17 protein-coding genes are annotated in these 21042 nt (G+C 42.3%); 8 read left to right on the top strand and 9 right to left on the bottom strand.

The genetic code is table 11. The features are described from left to right. Window positions 1-58: 58 nt before the first annotated feature. Window positions 59-940, top strand: coding sequence for a YdcF family protein (locus tag OCV39_RS15225; protein WP_261889918.1), 882 nt, complete (start codon window positions 59-61; stop codon window positions 938-940). Here OCV39_RS15225 and OCV39_RS15220 read toward each other — a convergent pair. The 5 genes from OCV39_RS15220 to OCV39_RS15200 form a co-directional block, all read right to left on the bottom strand. Beyond that, the gene (locus tag OCV39_RS15220) at window positions 918-1616 is read right to left on the bottom strand and encodes a hypothetical protein (protein ID WP_113798340.1); all 699 of its coding nucleotides are present in this window, start codon (window positions 1614-1616) and stop codon (window positions 918-920) included. The two genes, OCV39_RS15225 and OCV39_RS15220, sit on opposite strands and share 23 nt — an antisense overlap. Window positions 1617-1792: 176 nt before the next feature. Next, window positions 1793-3304, bottom strand: a complete 1512-nt coding sequence (locus OCV39_RS15215) for an efflux transporter outer membrane subunit (protein ID WP_113798338.1) — start codon at window positions 3302-3304, stop codon at window positions 1793-1795. Between the two features lies 1 nt (window position 3305). Beyond that, complete coding sequence (locus OCV39_RS15210) at window positions 3306-6365, bottom strand: efflux RND transporter permease subunit (protein ID WP_261889917.1); 3060 nt, start codon at window positions 6363-6365, stop codon at window positions 3306-3308. Window positions 6366-6374: 9 nt separating this feature from the next. After that, a complete protein-coding gene (locus OCV39_RS15205; RefSeq protein WP_261889916.1) occupies window positions 6375-7502 on the bottom strand; it encodes an efflux RND transporter periplasmic adaptor subunit in 1128 nt (375 codons plus the stop codon). A gap of 93 nt (window positions 7503-7595) precedes the next feature. Then, a complete protein-coding gene (locus OCV39_RS15200) occupies window positions 7596-8477 on the bottom strand; it encodes a LysR family transcriptional regulator (protein ID WP_113798332.1) in 882 nt (293 codons plus the stop codon). Window positions 8478-8845: 368 nt separating this feature from the next. Between OCV39_RS15200 and OCV39_RS15195 the strand changes: the two genes are divergently transcribed. Continuing rightward, a complete protein-coding gene (locus OCV39_RS15195) occupies window positions 8846-9778 on the top strand; it encodes an exopolyphosphatase (protein WP_113798330.1) in 933 nt (310 codons plus the stop codon). 123 nt (window positions 9779-9901) lie between these two features. Continuing rightward, window positions 9902-10420 carry an NUDIX hydrolase gene (locus OCV39_RS15190; RefSeq protein ID WP_017052933.1) on the top strand — a complete coding sequence of 173 codons (519 nt, stop codon included), beginning with the start codon at window positions 9902-9904 and terminating at the stop codon, window positions 10418-10420. Between the two features lie 220 nt (window positions 10421-10640). On the opposite strand, the gene OCV39_RS15185 is transcribed toward OCV39_RS15190, so the two are convergent. Both OCV39_RS15185 and OCV39_RS15180 read right to left on the bottom strand, forming a co-directional pair. Continuing rightward, a complete protein-coding gene (locus tag OCV39_RS15185; protein WP_017052932.1) occupies window positions 10641-10961 on the bottom strand; it encodes a heavy metal-binding domain-containing protein in 321 nt (106 codons plus the stop codon). 160 nt (window positions 10962-11121) lie between these two features. Beyond that, window positions 11122-12015, bottom strand: coding sequence for a LysR substrate-binding domain-containing protein (locus tag OCV39_RS15180; protein WP_017052931.1), 894 nt, complete (start codon window positions 12013-12015; stop codon window positions 11122-11124). A gap of 143 nt (window positions 12016-12158) precedes the next feature. Here OCV39_RS15180 and OCV39_RS15175 point away from each other — a divergent pair, with 143 nt between their 5' ends. Next, window positions 12159-13190: a DMT family transporter gene (locus OCV39_RS15175; protein ID WP_261889915.1), complete on the top strand. Its 1032-nt coding sequence runs from the start codon at window positions 12159-12161 to the stop codon at window positions 13188-13190. On the opposite strand, the gene OCV39_RS15170 is transcribed toward OCV39_RS15175, so the two are convergent. After that, window positions 13179-16055, bottom strand: coding sequence for an HD domain-containing phosphohydrolase (locus OCV39_RS15170; protein ID WP_261889914.1), 2877 nt, complete (start codon window positions 16053-16055; stop codon window positions 13179-13181). The two genes, OCV39_RS15175 and OCV39_RS15170, sit on opposite strands and share 12 nt — an antisense overlap. Window positions 16056-16295: 240 nt before the next feature. Here OCV39_RS15170 and OCV39_RS15165 point away from each other — a divergent pair, with 240 nt between their 5' ends. The 4 genes from OCV39_RS15165 to OCV39_RS15150 all read left to right on the top strand — a co-directional run bounded on the left by OCV39_RS15165 (window position 16296) and on the right by OCV39_RS15150 (window position 19782). Further along, on the top strand, window positions 16296-17051 hold the full coding sequence (locus tag OCV39_RS15165; RefSeq protein WP_017052928.1) for a phosphatase: 756 nt from the start codon (window positions 16296-16298) through the stop codon (window positions 17049-17051). Between the two features lie 180 nt (window positions 17052-17231). Continuing rightward, window positions 17232-17618, top strand: a complete 387-nt coding sequence (locus OCV39_RS15160; RefSeq protein WP_017052927.1) for a cytochrome b562 — start codon at window positions 17232-17234, stop codon at window positions 17616-17618. Between the two features lie 222 nt (window positions 17619-17840). Continuing rightward, complete coding sequence (locus OCV39_RS15155; RefSeq protein ID WP_017052926.1) at window positions 17841-18194, top strand: hypothetical protein; 354 nt, start codon at window positions 17841-17843, stop codon at window positions 18192-18194. 139 nt (window positions 18195-18333) lie between these two features. Then, the gene (locus tag OCV39_RS15150) at window positions 18334-19782 is read left to right on the top strand and encodes a PepSY-associated TM helix domain-containing protein (RefSeq protein ID WP_261889913.1); all 1449 of its coding nucleotides are present in this window, start codon (window positions 18334-18336) and stop codon (window positions 19780-19782) included. A gap of 84 nt (window positions 19783-19866) precedes the next feature. Here OCV39_RS15150 and OCV39_RS15145 read toward each other — a convergent pair whose 3' ends face one another. Further along, entirely contained in the window at window positions 19867-20799 is a 933-nt protein-coding gene (locus tag OCV39_RS15145) for a LysR family transcriptional regulator (RefSeq protein ID WP_136995136.1), read from the bottom strand. Window positions 20800-21042: the final 243 nt, after the last annotated feature.

Raw genomic sequence — 21042 nt, 5'->3', positions numbered from 1 at the left:
ATATGATTGTATACAGAATTCACTATATCCCATTTCAAAAACGAGACTTGAGCAATAAATGAACAATAAACGCGTAGTGATTGTGCTAGGAAAGCGGCTAAATAAAAATACATTGACTGCTGAAGGTAAAAGCCGAGTTGAAGGTTTGGTGGAACATTTGGAGACATCCAGCCGCCAAAACATTGTGGTTACTTTCTGTGGGGGAATCACTTCTGGGCAGACGCGTTCTGAGGCGGAAGCCATGCATGAGTATTTTGCTTCGCTGCAAAGTAATGGGAGCATAGATTTATCAGGGCTAGATATTTTGCTTGAAAAAGAGTCAGTGAATACCATCGAAAATATTCAAAATGTGGCAAAGAAGATGGTTGATGAGAACATTCTATCCTCTGGTGAGTGCATAAAAGTAACGTTTGTTTCCAATGACTACCACTTAAAGCGGATTTTCGAAATTCAACAATTGATGGATGAGCAAGGCTTACTCAGAGTCTTAAAGCGACGCTGTTCTGAATTTGGGGCTGAATTAGATATTTCATATGAGCTTGACGATCATCTTGCGATCCCTTACCCGCACCGTAATATTCGAGGCCAATTGTTTTTGCTCATGGATGAGTTGACGACTTATCGAGTGTACCTAGAAGGGGTAGTCAGTGGTGTTTTTTTGAGAGACTTGAAACAAGTTCGAAAAGAACCCTATCGTATTGCCGCTAGTGCCTTGGTCGAAATTAAGCAGTTATTAGCGATTCAGACGGAAGAGTCATCGGTCAATGTACAATTGGTGAGTGAGCTGTTAGGGGTTTTAGAGTCAAGTGTGCAGAATACGGTCGTTGATTCGAGTGTAGAACAGGTAAGATCGTATTTAGCGTTGCTAGATACCAATCTTACCTTACTTAATCGCTATTTAGACCCAGAGCAAGAGATCACGTTTCGCTGGTGGCGCTAGCGTGTTTCTTCGTGAATCCTGACACCGTTTTAAGAGAAGCGAAGGCTATGAGTGAATAACATAAAAGCTCTGTGCCTTCTTCGGCAATAATTTTCACGTCTCGAATATAATTCTCAGCCATAATATTTTTCCAGAAACTTCCCATTCCATATAAACGTGAGAAAACAATGAGCAGCATGACGCCTGTAATCAATAGATTCATGTGAGGAGAGGATAAGATAGCAGCAAGCTGATCAAGTGTGCGCTTTCCATTATTAATTGCATATAGAAGCACGCTGCTCGCGATGATTATTGCAGGAACCGCCCAAAAACCATGCGTAATATAGTCAAATAAGAAATCCAATTCCCGTATAAATAACACGGAAAAGAAGGCGCTAATTAGCAGTGCTGCATGTTTAAGGCTTGGTTGTTTCTGTGCTAAATGCGCAAAGCTTAGCAAGCTAACTAGAAGTAAAATCTGCTGAAGAGCTTCAGTAACTGAAAACTCAGCCAGCGTGATATTTAATAGTACGAAATCAACCCGTAATGCTAAATTGACGACAATGCTAATAGCAAGCACGATGAGAGCGGTCTGACATTTTTTGAACAGAACGGTTGCCGTGGAATTAGACAGTGTGAATTCTGGTCTTTCGATGGATACCGTGCTTTTTGAGTTATGGTGAGTTGATGTTTTCATACAATGCTGACTTATTTGAAGTTAAGGTTTAGTTCGATGTATACCCTCACAATATGACATTCAAACCCATATTTCATGTCAGGGAAATGCAATAATGAACACTGTTCGATTGAGAGGGGAAGCTTAAAGGCCAACCAAATATCTTTCAATTAACCTTTAAGCTTTCTATTGAACGTTTACTGAGAGATTTCTTCAGAGCGAGAGGTCAAGTCCCAATCTCCACCTAGTGCTTTATATAATCCAACAGTGACTTGTGCCGTTTGTAGCTTGGCTGCTATTTGACGATCTTGCATCAGCTTCTGTTGCCTTTGAGCATCCAGTACAGCTAAATGATTGATGAGCCCCGCTCGATAGAGTGATTTTGCTTTCATGACTGCATTGTCAGTAGAGCGGTTCGCTTCATCAATACGCCGTTGGTTCTCTTGGCTACGACCATAAGTGAATAGCATTGAGTCAACTTCGGCAAAAGCACCATCAACAGTATGCTGGTAGCGCAAAGCTGCGGATTTAAAGCGAGATTCATTGATGTCGACCATCGCTTCTCCACGCCCCCCGTCAAACACATTCCAACTGATGCCTGCACTCCCTACCCAAGAGAAGGAATCACTGCTAAATAGATCACTAAAGTCACCTGCAACGAGACCCGGCGAGCCCGTCAAGAAAAACTTAGGGTAGCGGTTGGCAATGCTTACCCCTAATTCTTGGTTAATGGCCGCCATTTCACGCTCTGCGATACGAATATCAGGGCGACGAGTGAGCAAATCAGAAGGTAATCCGACAGGAATGATGCCTTCAACCTTTGGCAAACCGCCTTCACCTGATAAGCGTATATCCACCTTGGTGAGTGGTTCGCCAAGTAAAATGGCGAGTCGGTGTTTATGGACCTGCTTTGCAATGTCCAGTTGTGGGATGACAGATTCGGTGGCCGCAAGCATTGCTTCTGCTTGGGCAAGATCTAATTCTGAACCATAACCGCTGCTGACCATCTTTTCGACTAAATTTAATGTCTCTCTTTGATCTGCAATGTTGTCGAGGGCTAACTGAGTTCTCTCTTGAGCGCCTCGATATTGAAGGTAGTTATGAATGACATCTGCAGTGATCAGAGTATTCAAACCGCTTTGATAGATCTCAGCTTGAGTTTTGCGAATTTGTGCAGCGTTTGTTTGTTTGTCGATACGTCCAAAAAGATCAACTTCCCACGCTATTGTTGCGCCTAAGAATCCACCGCTTTGTTGCTTGTCGGCGATAGTGACGCTTTGACCTAACATTGGTTGTGCGCCAACGGGTACTCCGATGGGAGACACTGCAGTGCCAAGGAGTGGGTCATTCTGGCTGATCTGATAGTTGAAATAACCAGCCCCAAGATTAACCGTTGGCACTTTGAATGACTCAACCATATCTTGATAAGATTGTGCCATCTTGATTCGTTCAGAAGCGAGTTTTAGCGGTATATTTTGCTTCTGAGCATCATGGACTAATTGATTGAGTGTTTCATCATTCAGTTGAAGCCACCAGTATGGCGTTTGAGTCATGCTGATTTCTGTGTCGTGATCAACAGCATTCAAATAAACATCGGCCATGGCGGTTTGTGGTTCGTTGTAATCTGGGCCAATAGCACAGCCTCCTAGCAGCATCGTGGTAGCTAATACAATTGGAGTGAATGACGTAGATAGATTGAAAACGTTCATTTTAGACACCTTGTTCTGCTAGTGAATGATTTTCGCACTTGCTAATGCCTTTCTCGCGATAGAACAAACGATAGAGTGCTGGCATGACGAATAGAGATAAAACGGTTGCGGCAGCTAACCCGCCAATAATAGTGGCGGCCATTTGGTCAAATAGGAGATCGGTTAGAAGTGGAATCATTCCTAATGCTGTTGTTAGGGCCCCCATAGAAATCGCCATCGTGCGGTTAACGGTTGCTTCTTTTATCGCATCCGATAGCTCGCGACCATTTTTGCGTTCAAGCTCAATTTGATCCATAAGTACAATGCCATTTTTAATGATCATCCCAGTTAAGGTGATCGCACCTATCAGTGCCATGAACCCAAATGGTTTATCGAAAGCCAGCAAGCTGAATGTTGCGCCAGTAGCGGCTAACGGCAGGATAGTGAAAATGATGACTGGCTGTTTAAAGCCGTTGAACATGCCAACTAAAATAATAAGCATCAGTAGCATGGCTTTTGGAAGTTGTTTGAATATATCTGACACGGCTTTATGTTCGTCATAGTATTCACCTCCCCATTCCAAGGAATAACCTGCAGGTAATTGAATGGCTTCAATATCTTGTAGGGTTGCGTTTCTTACTGCTGCTGGAGTGGTATATCGGCCTACGCCTGCTTGCGCTGTGATGGTTTTGACTCGATCGCGTCGCCAGATCATGCTCTCTTCAGATTTGAGATCAAACCCATCTACAACTTGTCCTAAAGGTACGCTATGTGCGCCAAGCAAAGAGCGAACTGAAAGCGTCTCTAATGAAGCCATTGAGCGTTCGGTGCCACGTAATTGAATTGGAATCAGCTCATCATTCAGGTTCATTTGACCTAATGGCATACCTTCTGATGCTCTCTTCATTGCAAAAGCGATGTCTGCGCGGTTAATTCCTGCTTGTCTTGCTTTCTCTTGATTGATCATCGGTACCAGAGCTTTGCTTTGTTGACGCCAATCATCACGTACGTATTTTGTATCAGGGTGATCTTTGAATATGGCTTTTGCTTGGTTTGCTAAATCATGAAGTACTGCTTCATCTGGCCCTGAAAAACGAGCTTCGACGCTGTATTTATCCGATGTTGCGAGTTTCAAAGCTCTGAAACGAGGCTCTGCATTTGGAAACTCTTTTGCTAACCATTCGTCGCCTCGGGCGATAAGTGTCGTTATTGAAGGGTAATCGATAGCGTTAATCAGAATCTGACCATATGCAGGATCAATCGGTTCAGGTTCAACAGTGACAGAAAATCGAGGTGCACTGTTTCCAACGTAAGATGAAATATTCTTCACTTCAGGCTGTTTGAGTAGCCAAGCCTCAATTTTCTTCATATCTTGCGAGGTTTGCTCGATGGCCGCCCCATTTGGTAGCCAGTAATCTAGGAAGAAAATAGGTCTATCCGCTTGTGGGATAAAGTTAATCGCGACTTTAGGTACGGCAAACGAGGTCGCCAAAATTAATGGGATCAAACACAAAAGCGCTTTGATTGGATTGTCCACCGTCCAACAAACTGCTTTCTTGTATAATGAAATTTTTTCTTCGGCTTTTGTTTTGTTTGGTTTAATGAATAACCAGCACATCAATGCGGTTAACGTTACGGCAACTAACCAAGATAAAAGCAGGGATGCCGCGATAATTAAAAATACAGAGCTGGCAAATTCAGCCGCATCTGTTTTTGAGAAAATAACCGGACTTGCCCCCATAATGGCAATAACCGTCGCTCCAAATAAAGGTAACCCCGTCTCTTTTACGGATTCGATTGCGGCTTGTGTTCGTTCAACGCCTTTATTGAGTTTTACGATCATCATATCGGTAATAACAATGGCGTTATCTACTAGCATTCCTAATGCGAGAATAAAGGTGCCTAGAGACACACGGTGCAAATCAATGTCTGCAATATTCATGTAAATTAGCGTAAGAAGAATCGTAATGAGAAGGCTGCTGCCAACAATGCTGGCACTTTTAAAGCCCATAAACACAAGAAGCACGACGAATACGATAGCCACACTTTCTAAAAGGTTACTAACGAAGTTATCAATCGATTTTTGAACTTCTTCAGGTTGATAAGCAACAGTGGATACCTTGACGCCTAAAGGTAGCGAAGCTTCAAACTCGTCAATAACTCGACGAATGTCATCCCCTAAGGAAACAACATTAATACCACTGACTGGGCTAACAGCAAGAGTGACTGCTGGAATGCCGTTATAGCGATTTTCTGACATTGAAGGCTGTTGGTAGCCCATCGTCACATCGGCAATATCCCCTAATCGAATCAAACTGGTTCCAAACTTACTGATGCCACCTTTAATGACTAAATTTTTAATGTCATCCAAAGATTGAAGAGCACTGCTCTGCTCTACTCGAATGCGCTCTTGACCTGCAACGAATTTTCCTGCTTCAAAAGTCGTATTTTGAGTGGTGAGTTGATTCCAAACTTGGGCTACAGAAAGGCCATATTGAGCGAGCCTTTCATCTGGCATATCAATATAAACAGTGCGATGTTGCACTCCGTGTAGCTCGATTTTCTTAATACCATCAACGGTTTTTATTCTTCTTTGTAACTCTTCTGCATATTGCTTTAATTCAACAGGTTGGGCATCTTGGCTATGGATTGAAAATAGCATGCCATAGACCTCAGAGAATTCATCTTGAACGATACTGATTTGAGCCGTGCTTGGGAGCAGTAGCTTCATATCATCCACTTTTCGGCGTACTAGATCCCACTCTTGCGGCAATACTTTTGAATTCAACGACTCTTTAAGATCAACGAATACCATGGATACGCCGGGTTTTGAGAGTGAGCGTAAGCGGTTAAGTGAAGCCATCTCTTGCAACTTTGTTTCGACGGTATCTGTCACTTGTTTTTCCACTTCTTCAGCTGAAGCTCCGGGGTATAACGTAACGACAACTGCCGTTTTTACGGTGAAACTCGGGTCTTCTAGTTTGCCTAGATCAAAGTAAGAGACTAAGCCTGCAATGATACTAATTATCGTAAAAAAGATAATGAAGGTACGTTGGCGTATGGCAAATTCAGCTAGATTCATTTTTGGGCCCTATAACGCTTTTACTTGAATTGAAGTGACGATGTCACCTTTTGTTAGATATGCGGCTCCACTGATAACAATCTGATCACCGGTATTCAAATCTCCAGAAACGCAGGCTTGTTCTGCATCCACTGAAATGAGCTCAACGGGAATCGTTGTGATCTGTTGAGTGTTCACTTTTAGAATATGTTGTGTCTCTTTTATCCCGACAAGAGAAGAATATGGAACACAATATTCTTGTTTTTTATCTGAAGAGTGGGTCGTTACTGTGACGGTTTTCCCCGGCAGCAACTGTTCATCGAAGCCATTGAGATAAAACGTTACGCTATAGGTCTGTTTTATGAGGTGAGGAACTGAGCTGATTTCTGATGCTTCTGCCGAGATGGCTTCATGAGAGCCATACCATTTTACTTGTGCTTTTTGTCCAATCTTAAACTCATGGATGAGATTTTCAGGGACATCAATTGTGACTTCCAATTGATCGGGTTTATGCAGGGTCACCACAGGGATTCCGGGCAATACTTGCTCATATTGGTCGATTTTAGTCGCGCCAATAACGCCATCAAAAGGAGCGACTAGCTTTGTATAACGTAGTGAGTCTTGTGAGCGTTGAATATTTTTCTCAACCACTTTTACCATAGCGGCACTGCGCTCATAGCCGCTAATTGCTCTATCTAAATTAACATCGGCGATTGCGTTGTCTTTCGTCGCTTGGGTTATACGTTTTAATTCTGATTGTGCAAGTTTATGTGCTGATTGAGCTTCAAGCAGTCGGGCCTCTAGCTCTTGGAGAGCCACTTGGTAATCGTGAGGATCAAGCTCTGCAATAACTTGTCCTTTCTTCACTAGTTCCCCCGCTTTTACAAGGATCGCATCAATGGTTCCAGGGACTCGGAAGGCTATCTCTGCCGTTTCTACCGATTGTAATTCGCCGGTGAAATGCTTGGCATTGATAGACTGATTTGGGCTTAATTCAATCACCTGAATAGGACGAGTGTGCTTTACAGGTCTTGATTCAAATGTGAATGGTGAAGATGCAGTTTGGTCATCTTCTGCGCTGTTGGTGTCTGTCTGGTTACAGCCGACTAGTAGAAAAATGCAGCTAGCAAGTAAAGATAATTTGAATGTGTCTTTCATAGAATACTCCTTTAATATGCGAGTATTCTACAATCGAACAGTGTTCAAATAATCAGGCGTTGTCGAAACACTTTGTCACGATAAACATGACAATCAAACAAGTTTTGGCATTTCATCTAGAAGAAAATCGATCAATAGATGAGTGGCGTGACTGATGGTTTTTCGCTGAGGGTAAAGTAACCAAACGTCTTCAGTCTCTGATTTATAACCCGGTAAAATCTTCATCAGTGAGCCATCTTCAAGCTCTTTAGATATTAGAATTGTTGGAAGAAAACCAATGCCACGTCCTAAAATAACGGAGCGTTTAACAAAACCAATGTTGTTGCTGCTGAGTTTTGATTTAACGACCAGTTCATGCTCAGCGATCTGCCATCGATTATCAAGCTCGCCACCAGGCCAACGAAAGCAGATCGTTTGGTGGTTCATCACATCAGGAAGATCAGTGGGTGAGCCATATTTAGTAAGATATTCAGGGCTCGCTACAAGATGTCGTTCTAATTCCAGAACTTTACGAGCGACAATATTGGCATCGTGAATTTTACCGCCGTGTATGGCGACATCCAAACCTTGCTGCTGAAGATCAATGAAGCCATTGTTGATACTTCTGATATCCAACTCAATATCTTGATATTTATCTTGGAATGAAAGCAGCAACGGCTGAAGGGTTTCATCGGATTCAGGCAATAAACCAATTTTGATGACACCCTTTGGAGATACAGTGGAATCAATGGCAATTTGGTTGGCTTTTTCAAGTGCTTCAAGTGCTTTCAACAGTTCGGAGTAGTATGCCTCGCCATGTTGTGTGAGGGAAATTTTGCGTGTGGTACGAAAGAAAAGTTGTACGTTAAGCGTGGATTCTAATTCACTGATCCTGCGGCTAACATTCGCTCTAGGGAGTTCAAGTGCATTGGCGGCAGCGGTAAAGCTCCCGAGTTCAACGATGCGAATAAACAATTTTAGATCATCAATTTTCATAAAAGCTAGCTTGGAATTAGGTGGAAAAATGAGTATATCAAGTTAGCTGCATGTAGCTTCAGATAAATGTAAAAAAGAAGATAGGTTCAATATCAGGCGGGTTCAATATCGTGGATAAATAGAGGGTTGATTGGGGGCTGTAAACGTACAAGTTATCAGTGTGAGTTTAGGTTATGTTTAAGTGTGAGGCTGGTTCAAAAGTTTAAATAGGGCTTCTATTATTAAAACCGAACTATAATTATCACTAAATAAGCAACCGAGCTCAAAATTATTCTTTAAGACTATGCACTTGAGCGAGATAATTGGTATTTTGTACCAATATAAAATCTCGATATTGTAGATAGCACGCAGTAGCAAAAGGAAGACAGATGTCAGAACAAAAATTTAGATTAGTAACTCGAAGTGATTTTGATGGGCTGGTGTGTGCTGTATTGCTAAAACAGCAAAACCTCATTGATGATATTAAATTTGTGCACCCTAAAGATATGCAAGATGGCAAAGTAGCGATCACTAGCAATGACATCGTGACTAACCTTCCTTATGTGAAAGATTCTCACCTCACTTTCGATCACCACTTATCAGAAACCATCCGTAATACAGGTGAAAAGCCTAATCACATTATCGATCCTGATGCGCCTTCAGCCGCTCGTGTTGTATGGGACTATTATGGCGGTCTAGAGACGTTCCCAGCCGATTGGCTAGAAATGATGGAAGCGGTAGATAAAGGCGATTCGGCGCAGTTTAATCGTGATGAAGTGTTGGACTCTCAAGATTGGAACCTACTGAATTTCTTGATGGATGCTCGAACAGGGCTAGGTCGTTTTCGTGAGTTCCGAATCTCCAACTATGCACTGATGATGGACCTTATCGACTACTGTAAAAATCATACGATAACTGAGATCTTGGCTCTGCCTGATGTACAGGAACGAATCGATTTGTACCGTGAGCATGAGACGATGTTCAAAGAACAAATTCAACGCTGTGCAACCGTACACCAAAATCTTGTGGTGCTTGATTTAACCAATGAAGAGACCATTTACGCGGGTAACCGATTCATTATTTACGCGCTATTTCCACAATGTAATATTTCGATTCATAAAATGTGGGGCTTCCAGAAGCAAAATATTGTGTTTGCAACTGGTAAGTCTATTTTTGATCGTGCATCAAAAACCAATGTGGGTGAGCTAATGCTTAAGTATGGCGGTGGTGGTCATATCGCAGCAGGCACGTGTCAGATAGACGTTGATAAAGCGGAATCGGTTCAACAAGAACTGATTAATGCGATCACTGCTGATGGTTAATTTCTCATTAGTCGTCGTGATGGTTAACAATTAAAATTCAGAAGCCTCGCCGTTGCGGGGCTTTTTAGTATTTACACCAAGGTGTGGTATATTCGCGCCAAATTCCTTAGTTCCAAGATCATTATGAGACACTTAAAAACGACAACGCATCCTGATATCGATCATCTGGATGGGAAAGTCATCTATCAGCGCAATGCTGCGCGTGCCATTGTTATTGATGGTGAAAATATCCTAATGCTTTATACCGCTCGTTATCATGATTACACCATTCCTGGTGGCGGTTTAGATGAAGGTGAAGATGTTATTGCAGGAATGGTTCGTGAGTTAGAAGAAGAGACAGGCGCACAGAATATTCACAGCATTAAGCCATTTGGCATTTTTGAAGAGTTCCGCCCTTGGTATAAAGATGATGCGGACATCATGCATATGATCTCTTACTGCTATACCTGTAAAATTGATCGAGAATTGGGGGAGACCTCATTTGAAGATTACGAAATCAAGAATGGAATGAAGCCGATGTGGATCAACATCCATGACGCGATTGCCCACAATGAGAAGACCATGGCTGAGAGCTCGAAGAAGGGCATGAGTATTGAGCGGGAAACATTTTTGTTGCACTTAGTGGCGAAAGAGATGTTGTGATTTTTTCGTAATGATGCATTAAAAAATAGAAAGCTTAACTCAAGGTTGAGCTTTCTATTTCATTACAGTTAGGGGAATTAAACCTCCGAAACACAGCGAGAGTTAAATCCACAACTTCTTTTTGATATGAGCCAACTAGGCATTAAGCACTAATTATTCAATACTAACTATCAAGCACTAGCTATTAAGCATTAGCTATTAAGTAACTAATGATTAGGCGTTAAGCGACGACAACCGCAGTACCACTTGCTGATACCATCAACATGCCATTGTTTTGCCCTAACACTTCATAATCAATATCAACACCGACGACGGCATTTGCGCCTAAATCACGGGCTTTCTGCTCTAATTCTTGAAATGCGATGGTACGCGCTTTTTCAAGCTCACGTTCGTAAGTGCCTGAACGACCGCCGACTAAATCTCGAATACCAGCAAACATATCCTTAAAGAGGTTTGCGCCCAAAATCGCTTCGCCTGCAATTACGCCTTTGTAATCAACGATTCGTTTTCCTTCAACACTTTGAGTGGTGGTGACTATCATTGGACTGTCCTATTTTTACATTTCAAACGTTAGCTTTAGTTATAAGTCGTCGCGGTGCTCGCTTCAATCATTTATTTGTATGAACGAGCAATCTGTGAGCCACATTTTGATAAATGAATTACCGCTGCTGGTCATTGCCTAAAATAGGTCCGCTGAACCATTAGCGGGTGAATTCTTCACGTAGCCAAGTTCTAAGAGTTAATACACTCTCATGCTTAAGTTTTTCTGGCGAGCAAGTGAAATAGAAGTCTTGCTTTGGATTTGGAACCGGTTTTTCTATTTCAGTCAGTAAGCCGTGTTTAATGTCATCTCGGACAAATAGACGATGCGTCACAAGCACTCCAAGTTTACGAATAGTGGCGTGTACGGCTTGAACAGAGGCATTAAACGTTAAGTTATTGCGGTAGGTCGGCAGTTTATTATCTGTTGCATCGCACCATATGTGCCAATCCTCTTTTCGTCTTTCATTGGCAACAAGAATTGCAGGATATTTGGCCATTAGTTGAGCAGGGGTTGCGTCAGGGATGGACTTGATCAGCTCAGGGCTACAGACCATAACCAGTTCATCATCTGAGAGTTTTTCACAGTAATAGTCTTGCCATTCATCTGTTTTGCCGTGGATCAGAGCCACATCAACGCCTTCTTGGTTGAGGTTGAAACTGCCAACGCGATTGGAGATCCGAACATCCAGTTGTGGCGCAAAATCTTGCAAGCTTTGTACTCTTGGGATCCACCAATGCAAAGCAAGCGAATTCACCATATTTAGAGTGATTCGGTTATCTTGAGGTTGGCTAATCATTGACTCGGTGGCCTCGACAATTAACTCCAGCGCCGGAGCCACTTGTTTATAATATTTCTTACCCGCTGAGTTGAGTTCAACTCTGCGACCAACACGGTGAAACAGGGGAGTGTTGATTAATGACTCAAGAGATTTCACCGATTGGCTGATTGCAGAGTGGCTGACATTTAACATTCGCGCAGCGTCTGTCATGCTTCCGGTTTCTGCTACCGCGACAAACGCGTAAATGGATTTAAGTGGGACAAGTTTGCGCATAATCAATATCGCCTGAGTTATTAATTAAAAACCATACAATTGGCTAAAGTATTGGTAAGTTTTTCTTACAAGACTGGTTAATAATACTCGTTATTTCTTTGCTTGTCAGATCGCTAAACTAGCGGCAGGTAGAGGAGAGTAGTATGCCGAATCAATTTAAGCCCGTAATATTTATGTTGTTGTCCACATTTAGCTTATCTATTACAGGGTTATTAGCTAAGCACTTATCTGAACAAATTAGCCCAGCAGTGCTCAGTTTTTTACGTTTTTCCATTCCATGTATCTTGCTGTTTATATTTGTCATAGTGACGAATCTTGTGGGTCGGAATGCACTAGATCAACACTCAAAAGAGCATCAACGATCAGGCTCTAAACAGTGGCTTCCTCCCAAGTCGATGCACTTTCCTATCGTGATTCGAGCACTGTGTATTGCAGCGTGTCAGATCTGTTTTCTTATCTCATTACAGTCTCTGTCACTCGTTGAGAGTGTAGTGTTATTTAGCACGGGTCCCTTGTTTATTCCTTTGTTAGAAAAGTTAATATTTAGTGTGAAAGTTTCGATCGTAACTGTTTTTGGCTTAACGATCACATTTAGTGGCGTGTTGCTGTTGGCAGGAGATGTGTCGGGTATTCACTTTAAACCAGAGCTTTTGCTTGGGCTTATGGCTGGTGTGTTTAACTCTGGTTCACAGCTAAGTCTGTATCGAGCGACAAAAGGTAACATGACACCAATCGAGTTAAACGCTTGGACATTCTTGATTGCGAGCCTTTGTTTGATTCCAGCAATGATGATGCAAGGGCAAGGGGTGTTAGCTCAGGATGTTCTGTCATTGACGAGTGCCGATACTCATGTATTTCATTGGCTGGTGATTGTTAGTTTGGCTCTGCTCGTGATTAATACCCAAGTGTTTAGAGCAAAAGCTTACAAGCTGGTGGACTCCGGCTCGCAATTGGCACCATTGATCTTCACTAATTTACTTTTCACTTCTGTTTGGCAGTGGCAATTTTTGGAACACACATTTAGCACTCACCAATTGCAAGGTATTGGACTCATTATCACCGCAAGTATTATCAATACATTTATGCCTAGAGTGCAGGCTCATTACATTCGTTATAAGGCAGCTAAGGTTGTGAGCTTGTCACCAGAAGGTGGCTCACCGCTTTTAAAACTGTGAGCGAATGTACTCCTTGACCAATTTTAAATGGTGTTCTCTGTCTACCTTAGAGTGCTGTTTCGGGTCAAGGAAGTCGTCGGCATATTGCTGATCAATTTCTTGCTCTAGAAAGATGACATACAATTTAGGGTCGATATGCCCGGAGGTTGCCATCTCCGTCATGATGGATAAGGAATCCGACAGTGTTTTTGATTTCTTATAAGGTCGGTCACTAGACGTTAAGGCTTCAAACACATCGGCGATTGCCATCACTCGTGCTTGGAGCGGAAGTTGCTCTTCGTTTAAGCCTCTCGGATAGCCTTTACCATCCATTCTTTCGTGGTGTCCGCTGGCGATATCAGGAATATTTTTTAGATTATCAGGATATGGCAGTCGCTTAAGCATCGAGAGTGTTTGCACAATATGGTCATTGATCATGAAGCGTTCTTCATCTGTCAGAGTGCCGCGACGAATGGTTAAATTATGCAGTTCACCACGATCATAACGTAGCTCTGGCGGCTCAAGAACGAAGTCTTCTTGCCAAATGTCTTGTGGGCGATTGCCTTCTTGCCATGGGATTTTGTGGGTCACCTTATCATCAAGTAAGTTCTCCATGGTTGGAAGAGGCGCGCTATTTCCACATCGCTCTCTTTCGATCCACGAAATACCGACTTGATCGTCAAGCGTTCGCTTCCATTGGCGTTGAGCTATCTTATGCAGACGCTCAATACTGCTGTCTTCCATAAACTCACCGCCTACATTGCACTCGGCAACAAAGAGGAATTCATCGTCAAGTTCTCTATGCTTCTGGTGCAATTTTAACTTGAGTTGGTCAGCATTCTCACCGCGACTTATGCCTTGCCAATACTCAATTTCAGCCTGCATTTTGATCAGCTCGAAACGCATGCGCACTTCATGTATTCGATCGTAAATGGTCTCAAGTTTTGTCGCTTTATCAACAATGTATTCTGGGGTCGTGACTTTGCCGCAGTCATGTAGCCATGCGGCAAGGTTCAGCTCTTCCCACTCTTTGGCATCCATCGAAAAATGAGGGAAATATTGGTTATCTTTTTCGGCAGCTTCCGTTAACCATTTAGTTAGCTCAGGCACTCTTTGGCAGTGCCCGCCAGTATAAGGGGACTTAGTATCTATCGCAGAGGCAATGAGTTCGATAAACGCATTTAGCATGTCCTTTTGCTGTTGCATTTGGTCGATATTGTCTTTGGCTATTTCAGCAAAACTCAGCAACTCGCGTAGAAACGCGTGTTTATCTGCCTGGCTAGTGGTGATTGAACGTTCGTAACCAAGAACAAGAATGCCAACAAGTTGCTTTTCACGATTCAATAATGGGAAAAGATAAAGGTCACTATTGAATATGGTGTCTTGGTGTTGTTTCAGAGCGTTGTCCTCACGATTGATATGGATGATTTCCCCCTCTTTGAGTTTTGCATGTAGCCATGGTGTCTCCTTAATAAATTCGTTGATATCCGCTTTAAAAGGAATAATGGCATGGTTCGCAGCGGTTAAAAATTGATCCTCTTCATCCGATTGAATAAAGAGAACGATCGTTTCTGCTTTGGTGACTAAGTAACTTTGGTGAGCGATGGTTTTTGCGAGCAGACCAAAATCTTGATTACTGGCAGTATCACGTAACAAGTTCAGGAGATCATGCAGGGTATGCTCCATGAGTTCGATTGAGTGAGTGAGGTTGGCGACCTCTTTGATCATACTTTTCGGGTAACGGGTTTTCTTAAAATTAAAACGAGCAATGTTATCGGTGAGTAATACCAAGTTCTGCAATGGACGCGCCAGACGGTTGGCAACTAACCAGACAATGCAAAAACAGACGATGAGCATTGAAATGGCAACGGTGACCTGTTTGTCTCGCATTGAGAGCAGATCAGCTAAGAGATCGTCTTGCGGTGTCGCTTCGGCAAGCAGTAAAGTGACATGATCGGTTAGCTTTACCGGGGTGACGGTTAAAGACCATTTATTAACATTGTAAGTGACGGTTTTAATGATAGATGCCTCTGTAGGCTCTCCTAATATTGACGAGAAAACACTACGACTTAAGCTTTGCTGCTGATTGGCCATACCCGTTTCGTGATCAATATTCAGTTGATGGCTAGCAAGTAGGTTAAATTGATCATCAAATAGTGCCAATTTGGAATTATCAGAATAGGCCAAATCACTTATCTGTTCGGAGATAGAGTCTAAAGTGAAATCAGCACCAACGACATTTACACCATTTGATGAGCGTCTAGAAAGTGTGATGCCATTCGTTTTTAAGAAATAAAAAGAGTAGGGCTGTGAGAGTCTGATTTCTCCATCGATATGAGCATTGGTAAACCAAGGTCTTATCCGAGGGTCAAAGGTATTGTCTTCGGTGTTGCTGTAACCAATCTGATTATGGTTCCCGTCTAGATAAATAAATTCATTTTTACCTGAAAGTGAGGCGTTATTAATTAACATGGTTGCTTTTGCAGGCGCGTTGAATTGGGTACGAATTTTATGGGTAGGCAAAGGGCGAAAGAGGGTGAAATCACCATTCTCATTGGTATAAAAGAGAGCCACTAGCCCTTTATTTTGTTTGAATACTAGATCAATTGACTCCAACCACGGTTTTTGTTCTTCAGTATCATCTTGATGGCTTATAAACGAAGTCAGTGCCATAAAATTCATAGTGGTGAGCACTGGGGCGATATTCTGTTTGAATATCGAACGTAGTTTTTGACTATGCTCTTGGCTCACATCATGAGCGGTACCTGACAAAAGCTCTTGAGAGTGTCGGTAACTCATTGATATTAAGACTATGCCTACAATAGTCGTCAGCACCAAAAACAGACTAGTAATATGGATGCTCAAAGGGTAGCGATGTTTTTTCATAAGAAATCCGTATCTAATGACAATTTTAATTATTGACCAATATACGAATGATGCAAAAAAAGCTTCCAATTTAGAGTCTTGAAAATGGATTATTGTGAGGCGCTGACGTTTTTAAAGCCTGAAAAACTATTCTGCACTTGTGACAAAAAGGTGAAAGCTAAGTTTGAATACTGTCAATTTATGGCTTCGCTGTTAAACTAGTTTTAACTATCACTTCTACTTACTTAGAACGGCAGGGCAATGATCTTACAAGTTGACACACACACTCATACCTATGCAAGCGGTCACGCATACAGCACACTGATTGAAAATGCTAAGTCGGCAAGTGAACATGGACTTAAGATGTTTTGCACCACTGACCATTCAGAATCGATGCCTGGAGCGCCACACTATTGGTTTTTCAGCAATCAGAGAGTGTTGCCACGCTTTATTGAAGACGTTGCGATTATTCGTGGTGTAGAGTCGAACATTATGAACACTCAGGGCGAGATCGATGTTCATCCCTCAGTTGATTCGAATTTAGATTGGGCGATAGCCAGTTTTCATGAACCAGTATTTCGACCAGCAGATAAAGCGACGCATACCGAAGCCTTGCTCAATGTCATCAAGGGCGGCAGAGTCGATGCTTTAGGCCACTTAGGAAACCCTAATTTTGATTTTGACTTTGAAGCCGTCATCCAATGTGCCAAAGAGTACAATGTGGCGATAGAAATCAATAACACCACGCTGAAAGGTAATAGCCGTGTTGGCAGTGTGGATCGCTGCTTTGACATTGCGACAGTGGCTAAAGATGTCGGTGCTTATATTACCAGCGGAAGTGATGCGCATTTCTGTCAAGACGTGGGGCGGTTAGATTTAGTCAGCGAGCTTTTGGATAGAGTCGGTGTGGATAGCCGAAAAGTGATCACTCATACGCCTCAGCAATTCCTTTCATTTTTAGCATTACGTGGTCGCAGCCAGATTGAAGAGTACGCCTCTTTGGCGAGTTTTGATTAGAGATTGAAAGCCAACAGAATCACAGTGGAAAGAGGTCAACGAATAGGTTGGCCTCTTTTTTATTTTGAGAGGTCGACATAAATTGTCACGGATAAAGAGTGTCTATTTAGGCTCAAATTGCTATACACTCGCGGCACAGAAATGAATTTGAAATTGTCTATTAATGAATCGGAGATAAAAATGAAGCAATTGTCTTTGCTATTGGCTTGCTTATTGTTTGCGGGAAATGTTGCGGCAGAAAGTATCGATCTAACCGCCACAATGAAAAAGATGCGTCTAGCGTTTAATCAAGCAGCAGAAGCGGAAAGCATTGAAGAGATGAAAGCGCCCCTTGCAAGGTTAGATGAGTTGGTTCAAATCTCCCAAAATGGCAGTTATCCAAAAGAGAAAGAGGCGCTCTATATGAGTGGCTTCAATAAACTGTCTTCCGTGGTGAGTGATGTGGAGTTACAAGTCGAGCAAGGTCAGTTTGAAGAAGCTAAAAAAACGCTACGCCAGATTGATGAGTTAAGAATTGAATACCATGATAAGCGAAACCCAAGCATTTGGAGCCGATTGTTTGGTTAAATTGAGCTAGGGGTGAGCAAGCAAGTAAGCAATGTACCGCTTTACTCACCTCTCGATATCCTAAGCCTTTGCCGATTTAAAGCACTCTGCTTCTACAGCAGAGTGTTTTTGTATGTGGTTCACAAAGATACAACTTCGTGAACTGGGTTAAAATAGTGTTATGATTTTTTGATAAGTTTTGTTTGATTGTATACTCTTGCCCTGAAACTATAGAGTGAACCAATGAAACGCTTATCCATCTTTAATCGATCAATGTTGCTAGCGACTGCCCTGAGTTGGGTTTTAGTTGCGCTGATGCCTGTTATCAATGCTCACGGTAATAGTGCTGGCGTGTGGGCAACATTGTGTACACTCAATGGTTTTGAGTTAGTACAAATTGAAGAGGGAACTGCGGACACTCACAACGGAAAACCATGCCCATTTAGTCATTTTTCCCCTTTCCATCAAATTGATCTTTCAACCACACCTTTACTCCAACGATTGAGTTTCGCTATTGAAAGTCGATACACTTTTTTGGCTCTAAGTGTTCGTTATCAATGGCAAGTTCCTCGCGCCCCTCCGACGATACTTTCTTAGAAAATTTGTTGAACACTATAAAAATAATGAACCAATCAAGCCTTATGTTTGAATTGGTATGAAGTAAAGTCAAAGTAAGCAAGGAATGAACTCGCCATTGATGTGGACGGGTTTCTTTGCTTGGAAGAAAGGAAAAACAATGCAAAGCGATAAAGCTTCGGCTGCGCCCATGGATGCATCACGTGCGAAAAATGATTCAAAATCCCGTTACTTTTTAACTTGGCGTTGGCATTTTTACGCTGGCCTTTTTGTGATCCCATTTATGTTGATTTTGAGCCTGACTGGCTTAGTCATGCTTTTTGATGATGAAATAGAATTTAATCGTTATCAAACACAACTTGAAGTGACACCGCAAGAGACAAGATTGAAGGTATCGACCCAGTTAGACAAGGTGGTTTCGGCCTATCCAGAGGCCGTCGTCACGCAATTTATTCCCGCCCCAACGCCTGATCTCGCTAACCGTTTCTCTATTAAATTTGATTCAGGAGAGACACGATTTATTACGGTTGATCCATTCAATGGGCAACTTTTAGGAAGTATAGATCGAAGTGATAGCTGGTATCAGCTTGCCAATGATATTCATGGCACCTTATTAATAGGAGATTGGGGAGATTACTTGATCGAAATTGCTGCGAGTTTGAGTGTGGTTCTACTTGTTAGTGGTATTTATCTTTGGTTACCACGAGATGCCGCGAGCAAAGCCGGATTTCTGACCTTAAGGTGGGCAAGTGGTTCTCGTATTTTTATGCGTGATCTTCATGCGAACCTTGGTGGTGTCTTGTCCATTGTGATGTTGCTTTTTCTAATTTCGGGATTAGCTTGGGCGGGCGTGTGGGGAAGTAAATTTGTTCAGCCATGGAGCAGTTTTCCTGCACAGAAGTGGGATGATGTACCACTGTCAACGTTAACTCATGCTTCCATGAATCATGGTAGTGAAGAGGAGGTGCCATGGAATTTGGAACAGACATTGTTGCCTGAATCTCACGATCACAGTGCGATGTTAGCCCAGAATGACAGTAATGAATTGGGCTCGCATGCGGAATTACAAGCAGTGAATATCGATCAACTGTTGAGCCAAGCCAAAGCGTTAGGTTTTACGCAGTTTAAATTGAATTTCCCGCGCTCAGAAACCGGAGTTTACACCTTAACAGCAAACACCATGAGCGGAGATGTTACTGATCCAAGGCTCGATAGAACGACTCATATCGATCAATATTCAGGAAAAATCTTAGCGGATGTGACTTGGGATGATTACAGCGTAGTCGCGAAATTAATGGCGGCAGGTATTGCACTTCATCAAGGTGACATCAGTATATTGAATAAAATTTTGAATGTGGTTTTCTGCTTAGCTTTTATTGTCATTGCTGTTACGGGGGGTGTCATGTGGTGGATCCGTCGACCGACAGGACAAATGAGAATCGGTGCGCCACCTCGTTTTGAGAGTGATGGCTTATGGAAGGCAGGTATTGTGACCATCATTATTTTGGGGTTGGTAATGCCAATGGCGGGCGGAACGATTGCTGTTATGCTCATTATTGACTGGCTTATCTTTCAGCGTGTAAGCCAGTTAAAGTCGGCACTTAACTAGCGGATTCGATTAAATCTAAGGCATCAAACCTGAGTTTACCGCTGCAAAGTGAACTCAGGTTTTTATCATAATCTGAACGAGAGATTACTGTTGGTCGATGTAAAGCTTGTGAGTTAAGTTATTGATTGCGTAGTCAATGAAGACTCGCAAACGAGCAGGCATATATTTAGTTTGAGCGTATTGCATTGCGATCGCACCGTGGTAGTTACTCTTAATCGTCCAGTCATCAAGAACCTGAACTACGCTCCCTTCAGAAATCGCATCTTTAATGACAAAATCATGGAAAATACCGATCCCTAAACCATTCTTGACACCATTTAAGCGCATTTGAGAGTGATTCACCGCGTAACGGCCAGTGACTGATACTGTGTGGAATTCATCATCTTTTAAAAAGTCCCAAATATGATCTTTATCGGTTTCAGCAAGATACAGGCAGTCATGAGTTGCAAGTTCTGTTGGGTGATCCGGAATCCCTTTTTGAGATAAGTAATCCGGGCTGGCACAGAGCACTAGATTCGTCTTTCCGATCTCTTTTAATACCAAATTTTCATCAGGTTTATCTGTCAATTTGAACGCTACATCGACATTATGCTTAAACAGATCAATATTGCCATCAGCGGCTCGTAGCTTGAGTTGGATTTCCGGGTACTGTTTGAGGAAAGGTACAACGAAAGGTTGGAGAACTGAATTGAGAAAGGCTTCCGGGGCTGCAACCGTGAGTGAACCTGCGGGCTCAGCATGATCTTCCGTTGAAAGTTCAACCGCTTGCTGAGCGGCATTAACCATCAATACACTTTGGTCATACACCTTCTGCCCTGCTTGCGTAATGATCAACTTTCGAGTGGTGCGCTCAAATAATTTAACGGATAACGCATTTTCTAAGCGTGTAATCAGCTTACTAAGAGCGGAAGGGGTTGCTCCGAGTTTTTTGGCCGCGGCAGTAAAACTACCTTCATTCACAACCAATATAAATGAAGCAAGATCAGGTAATAAAGAAATCAGTTTGGGGTTAATCATAATTTATCATTTTGGTCGGTGAATTCAGTGGTTTACGCATATCACTTTCATGTGAAAACATAAGTGTATTGCTACTTGCGGCTCTACGTATAACAAAATACAGGCATTTAATTCTTCTCGCTAGGATAAAGCGTGGTCAGCTGTCGAGTTTTAAATAAATTGATAATAACGCATGCTTGATGCCGTGCTGTAAATTAGTTTGGCAAAATTGATAATTTTCTCATGCATAAGTACCAGATAAAG

This window comes from Vibrio cortegadensis (assembly GCF_024347395.1).
Lineage (GTDB): Bacteria > Pseudomonadota > Gammaproteobacteria > Enterobacterales > Vibrionaceae > Vibrio > Vibrio cortegadensis.
This window is presented reverse-complemented; position numbering and strand designations above follow the sequence as displayed.